The organism is Arthrobacter sp. efr-133-TYG-120, assembly GCF_030209785.1.
Lineage (GTDB): Bacteria > Actinomycetota > Actinomycetes > Actinomycetales > Micrococcaceae > Arthrobacter.
Genome location: NZ_JARVRI010000026.1, coordinates 129,380 through 148,031, shown reverse-complemented (window position 1 = coordinate 148,031; position 18,652 = coordinate 129,380). Strand labels below are relative to the sequence as shown.

Sequence of the window (18,652 nt, the reverse complement as noted above, 5' to 3'; positions counted from 1 at the left end):
CACCACGGTGGTGCGCCAAGGGCTGGACCCCGTTGAAAAGGCCGTGCAGGCGATGGCGGCCGGCCGTCCCGTCATTGTCGTGGACAATGAAGACCGCGAAAACGAAGGCGACATCATCTTCGCAGCCGAACACGCGACGCCTGCCCTCATGGGCTGGACCATCCGCTACAGCTCGGGCGTCATTTGCGTCCCCCTCGAAGGGGCACGGGCCGATGCCTTGGCGCTGCCGCCCATGGTCCTGGTCAATGAAGATGCCAAGGGCACGGCCTACACGGTGTCCTGTGATGCCGCTGTGGGCGTAAGCACCGGGATTTCCGCCACGGACAGGGCCCTGACAGCCCGGATTCTGGCTGATTCCAGCAGCACGCCGTCCTCGATCACACGGCCCGGGCATATTTTTCCGCTCCGGGCCGTTAATGGGGGAGTGCGTGAACGTCCGGGGCACACGGAAGCGGCGGTTGATCTCTGCCGGCTTGCGGGGCTCGCCCCGGTGGGCGTGATCGCCGAGTTGGTACATGACGATGGTGAAATGATGCGCCTGGACAGCCTCCGGGAGTTCGCTGCGGAGCATGGATGTCCTCTGATTTCGATCGAGGATCTCGTTGCTTATGTTGTAGCGTCGGAGGCTGGGAACCAGGTTGCAATTCCGGCAGGAAACGAGGAGCAGCGATGACTACAGCGACAACGCACGACGGCGGCACTCCGGCGCGCGCAACGCATCCGGTGAGCGGCGGCCCGATTGTCCAGCTACCCACCGCCTTCGGTGAGTTCGTGGCACAGGCGTGGACCGACCTTGCTACCGGTGCGGAGCACCTGGCCGTGAGTTCCCCGAAGGCGCCGCTCGAAGGCAAGGCCCCGCTGGTGCGCCTGCACTCGGAGTGCCTCACGGGCGACGTTTTCGGTTCGTACCGCTGCGATTGCGGCGAACAGTTGGCCTATGCCCTCGAGCTGATCCGGGAAGAGGGCGGCACCTTGCTCTACCTGCGCGGACAGGAAGGCCGCGGCATCGGTCTCGCAAACAAGATCAAGGCCTACGCACTGCAAGAAGCCGGATTCGACACGGTCGAGGCCAACGAGCAGCTCGGGCTGCCGGTGGATGCACGCTGCTACAAAGCGGCTGCCCAGATCCTTGCCGAAATGGGCCTCCACGAAATCCGCCTCCTGAGCAACAACCCGGACAAGCAGAACCGGCTTGCCGCGGCCGGCGTGAAGGTTGTCGAGATGGTGCCCACCGAGGTTCCGTCCCGTGAAGAAAACCTTCGGTACCTTCAGACCAAGAAGGACCGGATGGACCACCGCCTGACCCTCGGTGACACCGAACCAGCCGGCACCCACGCTTCCGCCGGCACATTTGACCTCGAACAAGACTGAACTTCACCTACAAGCCTGACTGAACGGACTAACACACACCCATGAGCGGACACGGCGCCCCCACCATCGACCTCACCACCCTCAACCCGGCGGAAACCCACCAGCTGAAGCTCGCCATCGTGGCGGCCAGTTGGCATACCCAGATCATGGACGGGCTCCTCGACGGAGCACTGCGTGCCGCGAAGGAAGCCGGCATTGCCGAGCCCACTGTGCTGCGCGTCCCGGGATCCTTTGAGCTTCCCGTCGCGGCTGCACGGCTCGCGCCGCATTTCGACGCGGTCGTCGCCCTCGGCGTCGTCATCCGCGGCGGGACGCCGCACTTTGAGTACGTGTGCCAGGCGGCGACGGCGGGACTCACTGAAGTCAGCGTCCGCACCGGGGTGCCGGTCGGCTTCGGCGTGCTCACGTGCGACACCGAACAGCAGGGCCTGGACCGGGCCGGACTGGAAGGCTCGTCCGAGGACAAGGGGCACGAGGCCGTGACCGCTGCGCTCTCCACGGCACTGACCCTCAAGCAGTACACCTAGCAAATCGACGAAAGGGATGTGGGCATAACCGCGCACGTTGTGCGTTCGCTCACATCCCTTCCGTCATGCAATGACCCGACAGGCGGGCACCGCCCCCGAGCAAGTAGGCTGTAGGGCGTGAAGAATTTCGAGACGCTGTTCGCAGAACTGAGCGAAAAGGCAGCGACCCGTCCGGCAGGCTCCCGCACCGTCGCCGAATTGGACTCCGGAATCCACGGCATCGGCAAGAAGGTCGTGGAGGAAGCCGCCGAAGTCTGGATGGCTGCGGAGTATGAGTCCGATGAAGCCGCGGCCGAGGAAATCTCCCAGTTGCTCTACCACCTGCAGGTCCTGATGCTCGCCAAGGGACTGAGCCTGGAAGACGTTTACAAGCATCTCTAGCCACGTCCGCTTCGTCAGGACCTGGCAAGGTCCCACCGGAGCCCCAGCGTGGCCCCCGCGCTCACTGCATGTTCCCTTTGAGAAAAGTCTCATCTGAGAACAGTGCTGTGGGCACCATGCCTGAAACACTTACCTTCCACCCCCAAGAAAGTCCCAACATGCTGCGAGTAGCCGTCCCCAACAAGGGATCCCTGTCCGAAGCCGCCTCCGCGATGCTGTCCGAGGCGGGATACCGCCAGCGCCGCGATACCCGCGAACTGGTCATGGTCGATCCCGACAACGACATTGAGTTCTTCTTCCTCCGCCCCCGCGACATCGCCGTGTATGTCGGCCAAGGAACGCTCGACGTGGGCATCACCGGTCGAGACCTCCTGCTGGACGCGCAGGTCGAAGCGGAAGAGCTGCTTCCCCTTGGCTTTGCCGCGTCCACCTTCCGCTTCGCCGGCCCCGTCGGCGACTTCTCCGCCGTCGAGCAGCTTGAAGGCAAGCGCCTCGCCACGAGCTACGACGGCCTCCTGCGCGATTACCTCGCCGAGCGGGGCGTCAAAGCCAAGGTGGTCCGCCTCGACGGCGCCGTGGAGTCTTCCGTGCGCCTCGGCGTCGCAGACGCGATCGCCGACGTCGTCGAGACCGGAAACACGCTCAAAGCAGCCGGAATGGAGATCTTCGGCGAGCCCATCCTCAAGTCCGAAGCCGTCCTGATCCGTCGCACCGGCGAAGGTGGTGCCGCAAACGGCACCGTGAAGGAAATCGAGGTCCTGATCCGGCGCCTGCAGGGCGTGCTCGTGGCCCGCCAGTACGTCCTCATGGACTACGACATCCGCAAGGACCTCGTGGAAGAAGCCGCAACCCTCACCCCGGGCCTCGAATCGCCCACGGTGTCGCCGCTGCGCGACTCGGACTGGGTTGCCGTCCGCTCCATGGTTCCGAAAAAGGAAACCAACCGGATCATGGACGAGCTGTACGACCTTGGCGCCCGCGCCATCCTGGTCAGCAGCATCCACGCCTGCCGCATCTGACACGAGACAATCCAGGAGTAGCAATGGCTGTAGCAGTACGGGTCATCCCGTGCCTAGATGTCGACGCCGGCCGGGTGGTGAAGGGCATCAATTTCGAGGGTCTTCGCGACGCCGGAGATCCCGTCGAGCTGGCGCACCGCTATGACAACGCCGGGGCGGACGAGCTCACATTCCTTGATGTCACGGCGTCTTCCGGCAACCGGGAAACTACGTTCGACGTCGTTCGCCGCACTGCCGAGGAAGTCTTCATCCCGCTGACGGTCGGCGGTGGTGTCCGTGGCGTGGCCGAAGTGGACAAGCTCCTGCGTTTCGGCGCGGACAAGGCCTCCATCAACACGGCCGCCGTCGCACGCCCTGATGTCATCGACGAGATCACACGCCACTTCGGCTCACAGGTGCTGGTCCTGTCAGTGGACGCGCGGCGCACGAGGCCCGGCTCCGAGCCCACGGCCTCCGGCTTTGAGGTGACCACCCACGGCGGACGCCAGGGCACCGGAATCGACGCCATTGCGTGGGCCAAGGAAGCCGCGGACCGCGGTGTGGGGGAGATCCTCCTGAATTCCATCGACGCCGACGGCACCAAGGACGGTTTCGACCTCGAACTCATCCGCCTGGTCCGTGCGGCTGTCCACATCCCGATCATAGCTTCCGGCGGCGCTGGAAAGCCGGCGCATTTCCCGCCCGCGGTGGAGGCAGGTGCCGATGCCGTGTTGGCGGCTTCGGTGTTCCACTTTGGTCCGGACGACATGATCGCCCAGGTCAAGGCAGCGATCCGCGAAGCAGGCTTCCTGGTCCGCTAGCGGGTCCCGCCCAACTAGCTCGCAGTTGTTGTCGTTTTGAGCCCTCATAACGACATTAACTGCGAGCTAGTTGGGTTTAACGAGCGGGTTAGAGGCCGACTTCGGCTGACTGGAGCAGGGCGACGGCGTCGGGCTGGCCTTCGAAGGTGACCAGCGCGTGATGCGTGCGGCCGTGGGCGTGCATCAGGAGCTCACCGGGCTCGCCCACGATGGCGACGGATACGGGTGCCCGCTTGGCAACATGGCGCGGACCGGTAGGGCGGACCAACACGATTCCGAGGTCCACGCCGCGGTAGAGAATGGCAGCACGCTTGATCAGTTCATCCCACAGGGCGTCCGAGTATTCCTCGTCCAAGGCCCGCGGAGCCCAGCGGTCTCCGGCCCGGCGGATGTCTTCCGTGTGCACGAAATACTCAATGAGGTTCGAGGACTCGTCGAGGGCCTTGATCTTCAGGGGAGACAACGCGGGTGGCCCCGAGCGGAAGGTATTCACCAGCTCGGCGTAATCTTCCGGCGTTTTGAGCTTCGAGGCCAGTTTGGCAGTGGCTTTATCGGAGGCCCTGGCGAGGCTCTTGATGAGCAAGCCGATACCGACGGCCGCTTTGCGCTCCCGCAAGTACAAGTGCGCCGCGAGGTCCTTCGTCAGCCACCCTTCGCAGAGCGTGGGGGAGTCAGGTCCGGCCGCCAGGAGTGTTTCGGCCAGTACTTCGCGGGAGGGATCGACGAAATGCATCACTTGTGAAACTAGCACGAGACGCGCTCTGTTGCGCAGTGGAACCGCCGCTGAATTTCGGCTCCACTTGAGGCACTAGACTTGATCTGATGTCTGAGCAGTCAACACCCCCAGCCACGCCCGCCGCCGCTTTCGCCGCGGAGCCCGCCGTCGCGCCCGTCAGCCCGCTCCCGCACGAGCTGGCCACCGCGCTGAAGCGCGATTCCGCCGGTCTTGTGGCAGCGATCATCCAGCAGTTCGACACCGACGAAGTGCTCATGCTGGGCTGGATGGACGACGAAGCTTTGCACCGGACGCTGACCACGGGACGCGTGACGTTCTACTCCCGCTCCCGCCAGGAATACTGGCGCAAGGGAGACACCTCCGGGCACGTCCAGTTCGTGAAATCGGTGGCCCTGGACTGCGACGGCGATGCCCTCCTGGTCCGCGTCGACCAAGTGGGTGCGGCCTGCCACACCGGTACACGCACCTGCTTCGATGACCGCAGCCTCGCAGCCGTGACAGGCGAGCGGGACTAGCCCACCACACACCATCCACTGAGGCAAGCACACAAGAAGGCGGAGAACACAAACCATGCAGGACCTTGGAATCATCAGCCCGGGCCTGGAGGAGTTCCGCGAACTCGCCGCACACAGCCGGGTCATCCCGGTCCGGCTCAGGGTATTGGCCGACGCCGAGACTCCCATCGGGCTCTACCGCAAGCTGGCCCAGGGCCAGCCCGGCACCTTCCTCCTGGAGTCGGCAGCCGTCGGCGGAGCATGGTCACGCTATTCCTTCATTGGCTCCCGTTCGCGTGCAACGCTGACCAGCAAGGACGGCCAAGCCCACTGGATCGGCGAACCTCCCGTCGGCGTGCCGGTAGACGGCAGCCCGGTCGACGCCGTCCGTGACACCATTGCAGCCCTGCAGACGGACCGTTTCCCGGACCTTCCGCCCTTCACCTCCGGCCTGGTCGGCTTCCTCGGGTGGGAAACCGTCCGGCATTGGGAAAAGCTGACCAGCCCCCCGGAAGATGACCTCCACCTGCCGGAACTGGCCCTGAACCTTGTCACCGACATGGCTGTCCACGACAACATGGACGGCACCGTCCTGCTGATTGCCAACGCGATCAATTTCGACAACAGTTCCGAACGCGTCGACGAAGCCTGGCACGACGCCGTCGCCCGTGTGAAGCGACTGCTGGACCAGATCAGCACCCCCGTGAAGCAGCCCGTATCGGTGTTGCAGTCCGAAGCCCTCGACTTCGCGTCGAGCGTCCAGGAACGTTGGAACGAGCAGGAATACCTCAACGCGATCGACCGCGGCAAGGAAGCCATCGTAGACGGCGAGGTCTTCCAAGTGGTCATTTCGCGACGCTTTGAAATGGAGTGTGCCGCGGATCCGCTGGATGTCTACCGCGTGCTGCGCAACACCAACCCGAGCCCGTACATGTACCTCTTCAGCCTCGAAGATCCGGACGGCCGCGAGTACACGATTGTCGGTTCCTCTCCCGAGGCCTTGGTGACCGTCACGGGCAATGAGGTCATCACCCACCCCATTGCCGGTTCGCGGCCCCGAGGCAAGACCGTCGAGGCCGACAAGGCGCTGGCCACCGAGTTGCTCGCGGACCAGAAGGAGCGCGCCGAACACCTCATGCTCGTGGACTTGTCCCGGAACGACCTGTCCAAGGTCTGCGTTGCAGGAACCGTGGACGTTACGCAGTTCATGGAGGTGGAACGCTTCAGCCACATCATGCACCTCGTGTCCACGGTGGTCGGAGAGTTGGCGCCCGGGGCGAAGGCATACGACGTGCTCAAGGCGACCTTCCCGGCCGGTACGCTCTCCGGTGCCCCCAAGCCGCGTGCCTTGCGTCTCCTGGACGAACTCGAACCTCACCGGCGCGGCATCTACGGCGGCGTGGTGGGTTACCTGGACTTCGCAGGCGATATGGACATGGCGATCGCCATCCGTTCGGCATTGTTGCGTGAGGGCCGGGCCTACGTCCAGGCGGGCGGCGGGATCGTGGCCGATTCCCACAAGCCTTCCGAAGCGCTCGAGACTGTCAACAAGGCGGCGGCCCCCTTGCGTGCCGTGCACACCGCGGGATCGCTCCACAACATTTCCCCGGACGCAGTTTCCGCGGAGACGGTCGTCGACGGGAACCCCGGCCTGTGAGCGCTGCCCGCCCTCAGCCGGCAACCACCAAGCCTCCCGTGTGGGCACGGAAAGGCAACGTCGTGCTCGGCATGGCAATTCTTGCCCTCGCGGTCTTCGGGACCACCACACAGACCTGGATCAACGTCCGGCTCGATCCCGCTGCCGCGGCGAATGCCGATCTCCACGTCCAGGGGAGCAAAGCGGCAACTGCGGTGACCGCACTCGCGCTCGTGGCGCTTGCCGGGGGACTGGCATCGTCCATCGCGGGCAAGGTTTCACGCTGGATCATTGCAACGATCATCGTGCTTGCCTCGGCAGGCATCCTCATTGCCGCGGTGACCGTCCTGGCGGATCCCCTCGGCGCGGCGCAGGGAACCATTGCGGCGACCACCGGGATTTCGGGTGGGCAGGCAGCTGCGTCGTCCACTGTGTTCCCCGTGCTCGCGGTCGTGGCTGCGGGCCTGCTCGCTTTGTGCGGCGGCCTGCTGCCGCTCGCGGGCCGGCACTGGAAGGCGCGCACCAAGTACGACGTCGCCAGCAGGGCGGCCCTCGCGGGTTCCGGGCCGGTCGACGAGATCGATAGCTGGGACAGCCTCTCGCGCGGAGAAGACCCTACGTAAGACCCGACTGTCCGGACGTCGGACGATGTCCCGGGTGCGGTCAATAAATGGCAGAATGTAAGCAGTATTCATCCTGAGGAGATTTTCACATGAGCAAAACCACAGTGTCCGCGAGCAAGGCCCCTGTGACCGCTGCGAGCCACAGCGACGCCATCGGCCACGGCAACAGCCCGGCCGCGTGGACCTGCGTGATTGTCATGCTGGTAGGGGCCTTGGTGTCCTCCATCGCCTTTGTCATCGCCAGCACCCCCATCTTCATCGCCGGCATCGTCGTGATGGTGGCCGGCCTGATTGCCGGCTGGGCCATGCGCAAGGCCGGTTACGGCGTCGACGGCAGCAAGCTGAAGAACGCCGGCCACTGACTGTGACCGTTCTTGATGACATCATCGTCGGTGTCAGGGAGGACATGGAGGCCCGCCGCCGTCTTGTTTCCCTCGACGAGCTGAAAGAGCGCGCCGCGGCCACCGCGCCTGCGCTGGACGCGTGGGCTGCCTTGGGCGGTCCGGCGGCCAGCCGCGACGAACTGAAGGTCATCGCGGAAATCAAGCGCCGCAGCCCCTCCAAGGGCGATCTGGCGAGCATCGTCGACCCCGCGGCCCTTGCGGTGCAGTACGCCGACGGCGGTGCCTCCGTGATCAGCGTCCTCACCGAGCAGAGGCGCTTCAACGGGTCCCTGGCGGACCTCGACGCGGTGCGTGCCGCCGTCGACATTCCGTTGCTGCGCAAGGACTTCACGGTTGACGAGTACCAGATCTGGGAAGCCCGCGCCCATGGCGCGGACCTCATCCTGCTGATCGTCGCGGCGCTATCGGACGCACAGCTGCGGGAATTCAGCGCGTTGAGCCACGAGCTCGGCATGAACGTCCTGGTGGAAACCCACACGCCCGAGGAAATCGAGCGTGCGGCCGCGGCCCAGGCCCGGATCATCGGCGTGAACGTCCGCAACCTCAAGACGCTCGACGTCGACCGCTCCCTGTTTGCCTCGCTCGCCGGAAGCATTCCGGCGGGAGCGGTGGTCGTGGCCGAGTCCGGCGTCCGGAACGCCGACGACGTCGCGCATTATGCGGGGAACGGTGCCGACGCAATCCTTGTGGGCGAAGCCCTTGTCAGCGACTCCACCCCGCGCGAGCGGATCAGCGAATTCAAGGCGGCCGGAGCTGCCGCCATCGCCGTCAGGACCTGAGACAGGCCTGATTCGCGGCGTGGACCCGGACAGCAGCAGACGCGGCTGGTAGCTGTCCTGTGGCTCCTGGAAATACCCAACTACCAACTGAACAGGACGGTGAGACTGATGGTGGACGCATCAACAGCCAACTCGCAAGAGAACGTGGCCGACGCATTCCTACAAGGTGGAGCCTCGCTCCGCAACGCCGCCGGGCCGTACTTCGGCTCGTACGGTGGACGCTGGATGCCCGAGTCCCTCATCGCCGCCCTGGACGAGGTCGAGGACACGTTCGAGAAGGCCAAAGCCGATCCGGAGTTCCTTGCCCAGCTGAAGGACCTCAACAAGAACTACTCGGGCCGTCCGTCGCTGCTCACGGAAGCCAAGCGTTTCTCCCAGCACGCCGGCGGGGCCCGCATCTTCCTCAAGCGCGAAGACCTGAACCACACCGGATCCCACAAGATCAACAACGTCCTTGGCCAGGCTTTGCTCGCGAAGCGCATGGGCAAGACCCGCGTCATCGCTGAGACCGGCGCCGGCCAGCACGGAGTTGCCAGCGCCACCGCCGCGGCCCTCCTCGGCCTGGAATGCGTCGTCTACATGGGCGCGGAGGACTGCCGCCGCCAGGCACTCAACGTGGCCCGCATGCAGCTCCTCGGCGCTACCGTGGTTCCCGTGACGAACGGATCACAGACGCTCAAGGACGCCATCAACGACGCGCTCCGCGACTGGGTTTCCAACGTGGACAACACCCACTACTTGCTGGGGACCGCTGCCGGTGCGCACCCCTTCCCTGCGATGGTGCGTTTCTTCCACGAGGTCATCGGGGAGGAGGCCCGCGCCCAGATCCTGGAGCAGACCGGCAAACTTCCGGACGCCGTCTGTGCCTGCATCGGTGGCGGTTCCAATGCCATCGGCATCTTCCACAGCTTCCTGGATGACGCTTCGGTGAAGATCTATGGCTTTGAAGCCGGCGGCGACGGCGTCGAAACCGGCCGCCACGCGGCCGCCATCACCCTCGGACGCCCGGGCGTGCTGCACGGTGCCCGGTCCTACCTTATGCAGGACGAAGATGGCCAGACCATCGAGTCCCACTCGATTTCCGCAGGCCTGGACTACCCCAGCGTGGGTCCTGAGCACTCGTACCTCGCGGACATCGGCCGCGTGACGTACGAGCCCATCACGGACACCGAGGCCATGGACGCCTTCCGCTTGCTCTGCCGGACTGAAGGCATCATCCCCGCCATCGAGTCCTCGCACGCCCTGGCCGGTGCCATCAAGGTGGGCAAGCAGCTCACCGAAGGCAAGGACAACCCGGCGGATACGATCATCATCGTGAACCTGTCCGGACGCGGTGACAAGGACGTGGAAACGGCCGCCGAATGGTTCCACATGTTGGATGAAAACGGCAACGTCAAGGGCACCACCCTCTCCACGCGCAAGCCCAAGGGCCCGTCCGAACGCAGCAACCTTGAGATCAGCATTGACGAAGCAAACGGGGGCCAGAACTGATGACTGAGCAGATGAGCAGCAAGTCCGCGGCCGCGATCGACCGCGCGAAGGCTCAAGGCCGGGCCGCGTTGATCGGATACCTGCCGGCAGGCTACCCGGACGTTCAGTCAAGCATCGACGCCGGAATTGCCATGGCCCGCAACGGCGCGGACCTCATTGAAATCGGCATCCCGTATTCGGACCCTGTCATGGACGGCGCCGTCATCCAGGCTGCGACCACAGAGGCAATCGCCAACGGTTTCCGCGTCGCCAGCGTCTTCGACGTCGTAGCGGGCATCACTGCGGCCACCGACGCCGCCGTGTTGGTCATGACCTACTGGAACCCGGTCATGCGCATGGGCGTCGACGAGTTCTCGCGCAGGCTGGCCGAGGCCGGGGGAGCCGGGCTCATCACGCCGGACCTTATTCCGGACGAGGCAGCCGAATGGTTTGAAGCTTCGGACAAGTACGGACTCGACCGGGTCTTCCTCGTCGCCCCGTCGTCCACGCCGGAACGCCTGGCCATGACGGTGGAGGCAAGCCGCGGCTTCGTCTACGCCGTCTCCATCATGGGTGTCACCGGCGCCCGGCAGTCAGTCAGCAGCGCCGCGGAGAAGGTTGTGGCCGATACGCATGCTGCCGGCGCCGAACGGGTTTGCGTCGGACTCGGTGTCTCCACCGCGGACCATGTCCGCGAGATCGCCGCTTACGCCGACGGCGTGATCGTCGGTACCGCGCTGGTTGCGGCAATCCGCGATGGCGGCGTTGACGCCGTCGCGCAACTCACCAAGAACCTCAGCGCCGGCCTCGGCCGCGCAACAGCGCAGGCCTAGAAAAAGGAAAAGCGTAGACAATGCAGAGTCTCCTCCACGTCGCGGCAATGGCTCCCATGAGCATTCCGAGCCCCTCATGGTCCGGATTTGATATTCCGCTGCCGTGGGGGACTCTGCGCATCCATGCGTACGCCCTATGCATTCTTCTGGGCATCATCCTGGGCCTGTGGCTCACCGCCGTGCGCTGGAAGCGCCGCGGCACCCCGGAAGGCAGCCTGTGGGACATCGCCATCTGGGCCATCCCCTTCGGCATCGTGGGCGGCCGGCTCTACCACGTCATCTCCTCACCGGATGCCTACTTCGGCCCCGGCTTCAACGGCACGGGTGACCTCTCCCTGATCCCGCAGATCTGGCGAGGCGGCCTGGGTATCTGGGGTGCCGTGGTTCTCGGCGTTGTCGGTGCCTGGCTCGGTTGCCGCCGCTCCGGCGTCAAGCTCACGGCCTTCCTGGATGCCGCAGCCCCCGGGCTGCTGCTGGCGCAAGCGATCGGACGTTGGGGAAACTGGTTCAACCAGGAACTCTTCGGCGGACCCACCACCTTGCCGTGGGGCCTCCAAATAGATCCCAACAGCCCCAATTTCCCGGCCGGAATGCCCAGCGACACGCTCTTCCACCCGACGTTCCTTTACGAATCCCTCTGGAACATCGTCGGCGTCGTGGTCCTCCTCGTCCTGGACCGCCGCTTCCATTTCCGCCGCGGCAGGCTCTTCTGGCTGTATGCCATCTACTACACGCTTGGCCGCGTCTGGATCGAAGCGTTGCGGATCGACGATGCCGAACAGATCAACCTCTTCGGCATCACCACCCGGCTCAACGTCTGGACGAGCATCTTCGTCTTCGTCGCGGCGCTCATCATCTTCATCGCCCTAAGCCTGCGCGGCAGGCCGGAGCCGGACACAGCATACCTTCCCGGCAGGGAGCCCTCCGCGGTGACAACCGGCGAAGATGAGCCCGCTGCCAACTCAAATGCCGATGAGCCGACTGCTGCCACTGAGACGGACAGCACAATTGTGACCGATGCGAAGGCCCATGATACGGACGGATCTGTCTCAGATACCGGTGCGCATGGTAATCTCCGGAATAACCAAAGCGATCTGGGCCATACTGCTGAGCCTACGGAAACGGCCGAGGAGTCACACGCCGGCGTCACGTCGGATTCCGGCTCCGCGTCCACCGAAACCACCGCCAGCAGCGCCCCCGGATCCGGGCCGGAAGCTGGCAGCACCAAGTAGCCAGCGCTACGGCACAGGGGAACCGGGCTACCGCCCAGAGGCCCCCGGCCACAGCGTCGTGGCACTCTTGGCAGTCGCCCGGCAGCACACAGAGGCTCCGCGGTCAAGCTTGGGTCAGGGGCATGCGTAACTGTTCGTTGCGACTTGCCCGCTGACCTACAATTTCAAGTAACTAGCGCTTTGTTATGCCCGTCACACGGCAGGCAAGGTGGGGCCAACGTTGTCCCTTCCATTCGCACGATCTCGAGGAAGGACGTCTTCAATGACCCATCTTCATAACCCAAGCTGGTCCGAAACAGTCGAACCGCAGGGGGCCATCTCGCCCTTCAAGCGTTTCGCTGCGCTCCCGGAAGCCCAGGGACTCTACAACCCTGAGCAGGAGAAGGACGCTTGCGGCCTGGCCATTATCGCCACCCTGCGTGGTGAACCCGGCTATGACATCGTGGAAGCGGCACTGACTGCCCTGCGCAACCTCGAACACCGCGGCGCCGTGGGCGCCGACGAAGGCACGGGCGACGGCGCCGGGCTCCTCATGCAGGTTCCGGACGAATTCTTCCGGGCCGTCACTGAGTTCGAGCTCCCCGCACCCGGCCAGTACGTGGTGGGCACCGCCTTCCTGCCCGCCGAAACGCGCGAAGCCGAGACCGCAAAGGCCGGCATCGAGGCGCTTGCAGTCGATGAGGGACTGACGGTCCTTGGCTGGCGTGAAGTGCCGGTGGTCGGGGACCTGGTCGGCGCCATGGCCCGTGCCTGCATGCCTTACTTCGCGCAGCCGTTCCTTGCTTCCGCGACGGGCGAAGTGCTGGACCGGAATGAACTCGACTCCCGGGCCTGGCGTATCCGCAAGCGTGCCCAGAACAAGTTCGGCGTCTACTTCCCGTCGCTGTCCTCGCGCACCATCGTGTACAAGGGCATGTTGACCACTGCCCAGCTGGAGCCGTTCTACCCGGATCTCTCGGACAAGCGCTTCAAGACCAAGCTTGCGATCGTGCACTCGCGCTTCTCCACGAACACGTTCCCGTCGTGGCCGCTCGCCCAGCCCTTCCGCACCATCGCCCACAACGGCGAAATCAACACCGTCAAGGGCAACCGGAACTGGATGCGGGCGCGCCAGTCCCAACTCGCGAACCCGCTGCTGGGCGACTCCCCGGAGGAGTTGTACCCCATCTGCACGCCGGGTGCCTCGGACTCCGCGTCCTTCGATGAGGTTGCCGAGCTGCTCTGGCTTTCCGGGCGGCCCATCACGCATTCGATCATGATGATGATCCCGGAGGCGTGGGAAAACCACGCCACGATGGATCCGGCACGCCGCGCCTTCTACGAGTACCACTCCCTGCTCATGGAGCCGTGGGACGGTCCGGCGGCGGTGTCCTTCACCGACGGCAACCTCGTTGGTGCGACCCTTGACCGCAATGGCCTGCGCCCCGGCCGTTACTGGATCACCGAAGACGGCCTGATCGTCTTCGCCTCCGAAGTCGGCGTGATCGAGGTCGAACCGGCCAAGGTGGTCAAGAAGGGCCGTGTTTCGCCGGGGAAGATGTTCCTGGTGGACACCGAAGCCGGTCGCATCATCGACGACGCCGAGGTCAAGGCCGAGGTGGCCGCGGCCAACCCTTGGGCTGAATGGGTCAAGGACAACCTGATCGACCTCAACGAGCTACCCGAGCGCGAGCACGTGCTGCACACGGCTGCGTCCGTGAACATCCGCCAGCGGACGTTCGGCTACACCACCGAGGAGTTGAAGATCCTCCTCGGGCCGATGGCCCGGACCGGGGCCGAACCGCTCGGCGCCATGGGCTCCGACACTCCGGTTGCCGTGCTGTCCAAGCGCCCGCGCTTGCTGTTCGACTACTTCGTGCAGTCTTTCGCCCAGGTCACCAACCCGCCCCTGGACGCGATCCGCGAAGAGCTCGTGACCTCGCTGAAGTGCGCCATCGGTCCCAACGGCAACCTTCTCGACGTCGGGCAGGTCCGCCAGCCGCAGATCTCCCTGCCGTTCCCGGTGATCAACAACGACCAGCTCGCCAAGATCGCCAACATCGAGAACGCCGACGGCGACAAGGTCGCCATGAAGGTCCGCGGACTCTACCGTCCGGAGGGCGGCGAAGCAGCACTGCGGAGCCGCCTCACGGAAATCTGCGAGCAGGTTTCCGGCGCGATCAACCGCGGCGTTCAGTACATCGTGCTGTCCGACCGCGACTCCAACGCGCAGTGGGCCCCGATCCCGTCCCTGCTGCTCGTCAGCGCGGTACACCACCACTTGCTGCGCAGCGCCAACCGCACCAAGACCGCCCTGGTGGTCGAGGCCGGCGACGTCCGCGAAACGCACCACGTGGCGGTGCTCGTAGGCTTCGGCGCTTCCGCCGTGAACCCTTATCTGGCCATGGAATCCGTGGAGCAGCTCATCAGCACCGGCGAAGTGGTTGGCGTGACTCCCGAAGACGGCGTCTACAACCTCATCAAGGGCCTCGGCAAGGGTGTCCTGAAGATCATGTCCAAGATGGGCATTTCCACGGTGGCTTCCTACACCGGTGCCCAAACATTCGAAGCCTTGGGCCTGTCCCAGGACCTCGTGGACGAGTTCTTCTCCGGCACCCACTCCCAGTTGGGTGGCGTCGGCCTGGACGTCATCGCCGCCGAGGTTTCGGCACGCCACCAGATGGCCTATCCGGAAGGCGGCATCGAGCTGCCGCACCGTCCGTTGCTCGGCGGCGGTGAATACCAGTGGCGCCGCGACGGTGAACCGCACCTGTTCAACCCGGAGACTGTCTTCCGCCTCCAGCACGCCACGCGCGAACGCCGCTACGACATCTTCAAGTCCTACACCAAGGGAATCGACGACCAGTCCGAGAACCTCATGACCCTGCGTGGGCTCTTGAAGTTCAAGGACACACTGCGCCCCGCCGTGCCGCTTGGGGAAGTCGAGCCGGTTTCCAGCATCGTGAAGCGCTTCTCCACCGGGGCGATGAGCTACGGCTCCATCTCCAAGGAAGCCCACGAAACCCTCGCAATCGCCATGAACCGGCTGGGCGCCAAGTCCAACACCGGTGAAGGCGGCGAAGACGTGGACCGCCTGCTGGACCCGGAGCGCCGCTCCGCGATCAAGCAGATCGCCTCCGGCCGTTTCGGCGTGACCAGCCTGTACCTGACCAACGCCGAGGACATCCAGATCAAGATGGCCCAGGGCGCCAAGCCCGGTGAAGGCGGCCAGCTGATGGCGCAGAAGGTGTACCCCTGGGTAGCCCGGACCCGCCACTCTACCCCCGGCGTCGGGCTCATCTCCCCGCCCCCGCACCACGACATCTACTCGATCGAAGACCTCGCACAGCTCATCTACGACGCCAAGCGGGCCAACCCCTCGGCGCGCGTGCACGTGAAGCTGGTGTCCGAAGTCGGGATCGGCACGGTGGCGTCCGGCGTCACCAAGGCGAAGGCCGACGTCGTGCTCGTCTCCGGGCACGACGGCGGAACCGGCGCCTCGCCGCTCAACTCGCTCAAGCATGCGGGTGTGCCGTGGGAGCTCGGCCTGGCCGAGACCCAGCAGACGCTCATGCTCAACGGGCTCCGCGACCGCGTGGTGGTCCAGGTGGACGGCCAGCTCAAGACGGGACGCGACGTCGTCATCGCCGCCCTGCTGGGTGCCGAGGAGTACGGTTTCGCGACCGCGCCCCTCGTGGTGTCCGGCTGCATCATGATGCGCGTCTGCCACCTCGACACCTGCCCGGTCGGCGTGGCAACCCAGAACCCCGAGCTCCGCGCCCGCTTCAACGGCAAGCCCGAGTTCGTGGTCAACTTCTTCGAATTCCTTGCCGAGGAAGTCCGCGAGCTGCTTGCCGAACTCGGTTTCCGTAGCCTCGAAGAGGCCATCGGCCACGCCGAAGTCCTGGACACCCGGGAAGCGGTGGACCACTGGAAGGCCGATGGGCTGGACCTCGACCCGATCCTGCACGGCCTCGAGTTCGACGACGACGTTCCCCTGCGGAACCTCACCGGCCAGAACCACGAGCTCGACAAGCACTTCGACCAGCGCCTCATCGGCATGGCCGCCGAGGCTTTGAGCGACCGCACCCCGGTGAAGATCGCGGTCGACGTCATCAACACGGACCGGTCGGTCGGCACCATGCTGGGCCACGTCGTAACCAAGACGTTCGGCGTCGATGTGCTCGCGACGGACACCATCGACATCACGCTGAAGGGCACCGCCGGGCAGTCGCTGGGCGCCTTCCTTCCGGCAGGCATCACCCTGCGCATGTTCGGCGACTCCAACGACTACGTCGGCAAGGGTCTCTCGGGTGGACGCATCATCGTCCGCCCGGACCGCACCAACGTTTTCCAGGCGGAGCGCAACGTCATCGCCGGCAACGTGATCGGCTACGGTGCCACGAGCGGCGAGATGTTCCTGCGCGGCCAGGTGGGCGAACGGTTCCTGGTACGCAACTCGGGCGCGACCGCCGTCGTCGAAGGCATCGGTGACCACGGCTGCGAGTACATGACCGGCGGCCAGACGCTGATCATCGGCCGCACCGGACGCAACTTCGGTGCCGGCATGTCCGGCGGTACAGCCTACGTGCTGGACCTCCAGCCTGCCCGGGTCAACAAGCAGGCGTTGGATTCCGGCGAGCTGCAGTTGCTCGAGCTTGACGACGAGGACCGCACCATCGTCCATAGCCTCCTGGTCAAGCACCTGGAAGAAACCGAATCCGTCCTGGCGGGCCGCTTGCTCGAAAACTTCGATGACACAGCCGCCCGCATCACCAAAGTTCTGCCGCGCGACTACGCCGCAGTCCTGCAAACCCGTCTCGACGCCATTGAAGAGGGCCTTGATCCCGATGGCGAAGAAGTATGGTCTCGAATCCTGGAGGTAACCGGTGGCTGATCCACGCGGATTTCTGAAAGTCCGGCAGCGCGAGACGCAGCCTCGCCGTCCTGTTCCCGTCCGCATCATGGACTGGAAGGAAGTCTACGAAGCCCAGGACAAGGGCGTGCTCAAGAGCCAGGCAGGGCGCTGCATGGACTGCGGCGTTCCGTTCTGCCACCAGGGCTGCCCGCTCGGGAACCTCATTCCGGAGTGGAACGACCTGACCTGGCGCGGCAAAGGCGAGGAAGCTATCGAGCGCCTGCACGCGACGAACAACTTCCCGGAGTTCACCGGCCGCTTGTGTCCCGCGCCGTGCGAAGCATCCTGTGTCCTGGGCATCAACCAGCCCGCCGTGACCATCAAGCAGGTGGAAGTTTCGATCATCGACGACGCCTTCGAAAACGGCTGGGTCCAGCCGCTTCCGCCGGCACGCCTCTCCGGCAAGACGGTCGCCGTCGTCGGCTCCGGCCCCGCGGGGCTTGCCGTCGCACAGCAGCTGACTCGGGTCGGCCACACCGTGGCCGTCTACGAACGCGACGACAAGATCGGGGGACTGCTGCGCTATGGCATCCCCGACTTCAAGATGGAGAAGGAGCAGGTCGACCGCCGCGTCGAGCAGATGAAGGCCGAGGGCACCCGCTTCCGCACGGGTGTGGCAGTCGGAAGCGACGTGACGTGGGAGCAGTTGCGCCGCCGTTACGACTCCGTGGTGATCGCCACCGGTGCCACCGTTCCGCGCGACCTTCCCATCCCCGGCCGCGAACTCGAAGGCATCCACTTCGCGATGGACTACCTGGTGCCCGCCAATCGCGTGGTTGCCGGTGAAACCGTCGAGGGCCAGATCGACGCCAAGGGCAAGCACGTGATCATCCTTGGTGGCGGCGACACCGGCGCCGACTGCCTCGGTACGGCACACCGCCACGGCGCCGCGTCTGTCACGACCCTCGCGATCGGCAAGCAGCCGCCACTCGAGCGCGCCACGCACCAGCCATGGCCGACGTTCCCCACGCTCTTCGAGGTTGCCAGCGCACACGAAGAAGGCGGCGAACGCACCTACCTCGCTTCCACCGTTGAGTTCGTCGGCGAAAACGGCAAGCTCACCGGGGTCAAGGTCGCCGAGACCGAGTTCGTGGACGGCAAGCGCCTCCCGAAGGCCGGCACGGAGCGTGTCATTCCGGCCGACCTGGTCTTCCTGTCGCTCGGCTTCACGGGGGCGGAACCTGCCGGTATCACCGAACAGGTCAGCGCAGAATTCGACGGCCGCGGCAACGTGGCCCGAGATGGGTACTACATGACCAACACCGAGGGTGTTTTCGTGGCAGGCGATGCCGGCCGCGGGCAGTCCTTGATTGTCTGGGCGATCGCCGAAGGCCGCGCCTGCGCTGCCGCCGTCGACAAGTACCTCATGGGCAGCACCATTCTCCCCGCGCCGGTGGCTCCCACCGACCGGGCCATAGCGGTCCTCTAAGGACCGGCGCACGACGCTTTC

17 protein-coding genes are annotated in these 18,652 nt (G+C 65.2%); 16 read left to right on the top strand and 1 reads right to left on the bottom strand.

Going from position 1 to position 18,652, the window contains the following annotated elements; translation table 11 throughout:
- Positions 1–52 precede the first annotated feature (52 nt).
- The 6 genes from ribB to hisF all read left to right on the top strand — a co-directional run bounded on the left by ribB (position 53) and on the right by hisF (position 4,098).
- Positions 53–673 (top strand): 3,4-dihydroxy-2-butanone-4-phosphate synthase, encoded by a 621-nt coding sequence (ribB, locus tag QRN51_RS15175; RefSeq protein ID WP_370872257.1) that lies wholly within the window; start codon positions 53–55, stop codon positions 671–673.
- On the top strand, positions 670–1,371 hold the full coding sequence (ribA, locus tag QRN51_RS15170) for a GTP cyclohydrolase II (protein ID WP_059389084.1): 702 nt from the start codon (positions 670–672) through the stop codon (positions 1,369–1,371). Before ribB ends, ribA begins: the two co-directional genes overlap by 4 nt.
- A 41-nt stretch (positions 1,372–1,412) precedes the next feature.
- Positions 1,413–1,898 (top strand): 6,7-dimethyl-8-ribityllumazine synthase, encoded by a 486-nt coding sequence (gene ribH / locus QRN51_RS15165; protein WP_284990685.1) that lies wholly within the window; start codon positions 1,413–1,415, stop codon positions 1,896–1,898.
- Between the two features lie 117 nt (positions 1,899–2,015).
- Complete coding sequence (locus tag QRN51_RS15160) at positions 2,016–2,279, top strand: phosphoribosyl-ATP diphosphatase (RefSeq protein ID WP_018778638.1); 264 nt, start codon at positions 2,016–2,018, stop codon at positions 2,277–2,279.
- A 158-nt stretch (positions 2,280–2,437) separates the two neighbouring features.
- A complete protein-coding gene (hisG, locus tag QRN51_RS15155) occupies positions 2,438–3,298 on the top strand; it encodes an ATP phosphoribosyltransferase (RefSeq protein WP_284990752.1) in 861 nt (286 codons plus the stop codon).
- Positions 3,299–3,321: 23 nt separating this feature from the next.
- Positions 3,322–4,098, top strand: a complete 777-nt coding sequence (gene hisF, locus QRN51_RS15150; RefSeq protein ID WP_078105458.1) for an imidazole glycerol phosphate synthase subunit HisF — start codon at positions 3,322–3,324, stop codon at positions 4,096–4,098.
- Between the two features lie 88 nt (positions 4,099–4,186).
- Here the strand turns inward: hisF and QRN51_RS15145 are convergent, their stop codons facing one another.
- Complete coding sequence (locus QRN51_RS15145) at positions 4,187–4,831, bottom strand: TIGR03085 family metal-binding protein (RefSeq protein WP_284990683.1); 645 nt, start codon at positions 4,829–4,831, stop codon at positions 4,187–4,189.
- A gap of 89 nt (positions 4,832–4,920) precedes the next feature.
- On the opposite strand from QRN51_RS15145, the gene hisI reads away from it, so the two are divergent.
- From hisI to QRN51_RS15095, 10 genes are all read left to right on the top strand, one after another.
- On the top strand, positions 4,921–5,349 hold the full coding sequence (hisI, locus tag QRN51_RS15140; RefSeq protein WP_284990682.1) for a phosphoribosyl-AMP cyclohydrolase: 429 nt from the start codon (positions 4,921–4,923) through the stop codon (positions 5,347–5,349).
- Between the two features lie 55 nt (positions 5,350–5,404).
- Entirely contained in the window at positions 5,405–6,985 is a 1,581-nt protein-coding gene (locus QRN51_RS15135; RefSeq protein WP_284990681.1) for an anthranilate synthase component I, read from the top strand.
- The gene (locus QRN51_RS15130; protein WP_284990679.1) at positions 6,982–7,587 is read left to right on the top strand and encodes a Trp biosynthesis-associated membrane protein; all 606 of its coding nucleotides are present in this window, start codon (positions 6,982–6,984) and stop codon (positions 7,585–7,587) included. Before QRN51_RS15135 ends, QRN51_RS15130 begins: the two co-directional genes overlap by 4 nt.
- Positions 7,588–7,676: 89 nt before the next feature.
- Positions 7,677–7,949, top strand: a complete 273-nt coding sequence (locus QRN51_RS15125; protein WP_236817197.1) for an HGxxPAAW family protein — start codon at positions 7,677–7,679, stop codon at positions 7,947–7,949.
- A 2-nt stretch (positions 7,950–7,951) separates the two neighbouring features.
- Positions 7,952–8,770: an indole-3-glycerol phosphate synthase TrpC gene (gene trpC / locus QRN51_RS15120; protein WP_284990677.1), complete on the top strand. Its 819-nt coding sequence runs from the start codon at positions 7,952–7,954 to the stop codon at positions 8,768–8,770.
- 108 nt (positions 8,771–8,878) lie between these two features.
- Positions 8,879–10,261, top strand: coding sequence for a tryptophan synthase subunit beta (gene trpB, locus QRN51_RS15115; protein ID WP_284990676.1), 1,383 nt, complete (start codon positions 8,879–8,881; stop codon positions 10,259–10,261).
- Positions 10,261–11,073: a tryptophan synthase subunit alpha gene (gene trpA, locus QRN51_RS15110; RefSeq protein WP_284990675.1), complete on the top strand. Its 813-nt coding sequence runs from the start codon at positions 10,261–10,263 to the stop codon at positions 11,071–11,073. The genes trpB and trpA overlap by 1 nt, the downstream gene beginning before the upstream one ends.
- A 20-nt stretch (positions 11,074–11,093) precedes the next feature.
- On the top strand, positions 11,094–12,305 hold the full coding sequence (lgt, locus tag QRN51_RS15105; RefSeq protein WP_284990674.1) for a prolipoprotein diacylglyceryl transferase: 1,212 nt from the start codon (positions 11,094–11,096) through the stop codon (positions 12,303–12,305).
- A 262-nt stretch (positions 12,306–12,567) separates the two neighbouring features.
- Positions 12,568–17,181 carry a glutamate synthase large subunit gene (gltB, locus tag QRN51_RS15100; protein ID WP_284990673.1) on the top strand — a complete coding sequence of 1,538 codons (4,614 nt, stop codon included), beginning with the start codon at positions 12,568–12,570 and terminating at the stop codon, positions 17,179–17,181.
- Entirely contained in the window at positions 17,174–18,631 is a 1,458-nt protein-coding gene (locus tag QRN51_RS15095; RefSeq protein WP_284990672.1) for a glutamate synthase subunit beta, read from the top strand. The genes gltB and QRN51_RS15095 overlap by 8 nt, the downstream gene beginning before the upstream one ends.
- Positions 18,632–18,652 lie beyond the last annotated feature (21 nt).

What these genes read in the sequence shown, in the direction of transcription:
- ribB (WP_370872257.1), top strand. Translation starts at nt 53, where the DNA reads ATGGCGGCCGGCCGTCCCGTCATTGTCGTGGACAATGAAGACCGCGAA.
- ribA (WP_059389084.1), top strand. Translation starts at nt 670, where the DNA reads ATGACTACAGCGACAACGCACGACGGCGGCACTCCGGCGCGCGCAACG.
- ribH (WP_284990685.1), top strand. Translation starts at nt 1,413, where the DNA reads ATGAGCGGACACGGCGCCCCCACCATCGACCTCACCACCCTCAACCCG.
- hisG (WP_284990752.1), top strand. Translation starts at nt 2,438, where the DNA reads ATGCTGCGAGTAGCCGTCCCCAACAAGGGATCCCTGTCCGAAGCCGCC.
- hisF (WP_078105458.1), top strand. Translation starts at nt 3,322, where the DNA reads ATGGCTGTAGCAGTACGGGTCATCCCGTGCCTAGATGTCGACGCCGGC.
- QRN51_RS15145 (WP_284990683.1), bottom strand. Translation starts at nt 4,831, where the DNA reads ATGCATTTCGTCGATCCCTCCCGCGAAGTACTGGCCGAAACACTCCTG.
- hisI (WP_284990682.1), top strand. Translation starts at nt 4,921, where the DNA reads ATGTCTGAGCAGTCAACACCCCCAGCCACGCCCGCCGCCGCTTTCGCC.
- QRN51_RS15135 (WP_284990681.1), top strand. Translation starts at nt 5,405, where the DNA reads ATGCAGGACCTTGGAATCATCAGCCCGGGCCTGGAGGAGTTCCGCGAA.
- QRN51_RS15125 (WP_236817197.1), top strand. Translation starts at nt 7,677, where the DNA reads ATGAGCAAAACCACAGTGTCCGCGAGCAAGGCCCCTGTGACCGCTGCG.
- trpB (WP_284990676.1), top strand. Translation starts at nt 8,879, where the DNA reads ATGGTGGACGCATCAACAGCCAACTCGCAAGAGAACGTGGCCGACGCA.
- trpA (WP_284990675.1), top strand. Translation starts at nt 10,261, where the DNA reads ATGACTGAGCAGATGAGCAGCAAGTCCGCGGCCGCGATCGACCGCGCG.
- lgt (WP_284990674.1), top strand. Translation starts at nt 11,094, where the DNA reads ATGCAGAGTCTCCTCCACGTCGCGGCAATGGCTCCCATGAGCATTCCG.
- gltB (WP_284990673.1), top strand. Translation starts at nt 12,568, where the DNA reads ATGACCCATCTTCATAACCCAAGCTGGTCCGAAACAGTCGAACCGCAG.